This window comes from Endozoicomonas sp. SESOKO2 (assembly GCF_024606245.1).
In the GTDB taxonomy this organism is placed as follows: Bacteria; Pseudomonadota; Gammaproteobacteria; order Pseudomonadales; family Endozoicomonadaceae; genus Endozoicomonas_A.
The window spans coordinates 1-2,085 of record NZ_JAHHPQ010000746.1 but is presented as its reverse complement, the minus strand read 5'-3'; the positions used below and the strand labels follow the sequence as shown (position 1 = coordinate 2,085).

The window sequence follows — 2,085 nt, the reverse complement described above, 5'->3', positions numbered from 1 at the left end:
GGTAATAGTGGTCAGATGATTTTTAAGATTGAAGATCTACTTTATGATATTGACCGGGCATTTACTTTGCAGGCGGGTGATATTGTTTTAACAGGCACTCCAGCAGGTGTCAGCTCCCTATCTGGTGGTGACCAGTTAATAGCTGAGCTTTACGTAAGAAATAGATGCGAGCTAAAAACCAGTGCTAGCATTGCTTAATACACTATAAACCTCAAGCAATAAAAAAACGTTAAATATAGGGAGTTAGACAGTGTTATCTGAACGACACGACACGACACGACACGACACGACACGACACGACACGACACTGTAAGCCATCTCATACAGGGGAAGAAAGGTTTATTCATACAAATAAAAAAAAGAGAGCGCTCGATCAATATGGTTATGTGGTAATCAAAGGCGATGACTTAAGAGTCGGTATTGATGAAGAAATAAACTACGAAAGCATCTGTAACTTCTGGGATGATCTTCCTAAAGATGAATATATGAACGATAATGGTAGTTATCGACAGCGTAGGTTTGGTCGGTATGAATATAACTTTGAAACCAAAGAGCTACAGTGGATAAGAGAAAGTCAACACTTCTTTCAATCAAAAAATATTAATCATTTGAATGGCGGCTTAAACAGAAGGCTTCCTCCAGTTGACCTCAACTTTGCCAACTCTATCCTTCTTAATAGTCTTGTAAACTATTGTCTTGATATCATTCCTGTAGAAGACTATAGAACCAGAAAACTTATCATTAATACTCATCAGTTCCGGGTGAACACCAAAGAAAGTATGGTTGGCTTGCCAACGCCTGAAGGAATACACAGAGATGGTCATTATTTCGTTTCTCAACATCTTATTAAACGGAAAAATGTTTTGGGAGGCGTGTCTGGGATTTACAGCAATAAAAATGTTCCGATCGAGCATAAACAATTAAACTGGTTCCTCGATAGCATAATAATTAACGATGAAGTTGTAAAACATGACGTTTCCCCTCTATTTCCCACACTACAAGATCAGCCAGGCTGGAGAGACATGCTCATTATTGACTATAACTTCGTATAGCTGGGACGATTTATGAAAGAAAGTATCAAAGAATCTAAACGAATAATCCTAATGATTGCAAAACTGGTCATTCCTTTCTCAATGCTGAGTGAAGTTTTGCAATATCTAGGGGTGGTCGACTATGTAGGTTTCATTTTTGAGCCTGCTACTCAATTACTTAAATTGCCAGCCGACGTAGCTGTAGCTTTCGCAGCCAGCTTTTTTCTTAATATTTACGCGGGTATAGCAGTTGCTTCAGGACTTGATCTTTCGCCTTATGAATGGACGATAGTAGGCACATTTATTGCGATATGTCACTCCATTCCCCTGGAGTCTGCCGTAATGAAAAAAGTGGGGTTTCCCATCCATATACATTGGATATCCCGTTTGTGCTTAGGCATTTTGGGGGCTTGGGTGGCATCATTTTTAACGCCTCAAGAATTGGTAGGCAGCGTAGGGAGCAGTCAAGTAAAAGCTGAATATGCTTCATTTGGCGGACTTGTATTGGGGGCTTTTTCTAATGCACTTTTGCTGACACTGAAAATTTCGATTTTGGTGGCCACACTGGTAGTGGCTTTTGACCTAATTAAAAAGCGAGCATTTTTTAAAGCGTTATTAGATAAACACACATATCTATCAAGCATGACCGTTGGCTGTCTTTTAGGAGTCACATATGGAGCGGGTATCCTGCTTAAAGATATAAAGTCCGTTGAGGAAGAGCAGAGGCTTTATCTTTTAACTTTCCTGCTGCTGGCTCATGGTTTAATTGAAGAAACGCTGATCTTTGCTATTTTTGGAGCTGATATAGTCGCAATTTTGCTAATACGCCTCGGAATAGCTATCAGTGTTGTAGTTATCCTTATTTTTATCACAAAAAAACTAATCACGCATAAATTCGTTAGATTGAAAAGCACAAATGAATAAAGTATTTATTACCGACAGAATAATTAACGCCAGCATAGAGAAAAAAATCCTTGGTGATTTCTTGGTGAGTGATCCTAAAAAGAATATTACCGTCTTGCTAGTTTGGCATCAAATAGTAGATGAAGAATTC

The 2,085-nt window shown here is 38.8% G+C and carries 3 protein-coding genes; all 3 read left to right on the top strand.

Annotation, left to right across the window (positions count from 1 at the left end; all coding sequences use genetic code 11):
- On the top strand, window positions 1-198 hold a 198-nt coding region (locus tag KDK17_RS17805), incomplete at its 5' end, for a fumarylacetoacetate hydrolase family protein (RefSeq protein WP_257288702.1).
- 188 nt (window positions 199-386) lie between these two features.
- Window positions 387-1,052: a 2OG-Fe dioxygenase family protein gene (locus KDK17_RS17800; protein ID WP_257288700.1), complete on the top strand. Its 666-nt coding sequence runs from the start codon at window positions 387-389 to the stop codon at window positions 1,050-1,052.
- A gap of 12 nt (window positions 1,053-1,064) precedes the next feature.
- Window positions 1,065-1,955: a nucleoside recognition domain-containing protein gene (locus KDK17_RS17795; protein WP_257276149.1), complete on the top strand. Its 891-nt coding sequence runs from the start codon at window positions 1,065-1,067 to the stop codon at window positions 1,953-1,955.
- Window positions 1,956-2,085: the final 130 nt, after the last annotated feature.

What these genes read in the sequence shown, in the direction of transcription:
- KDK17_RS17795 (WP_257276149.1), top strand. Translation starts at nt 1,065, where the DNA reads ATGAAAGAAAGTATCAAAGAATCTAAACGAATAATCCTAATGATTGCA.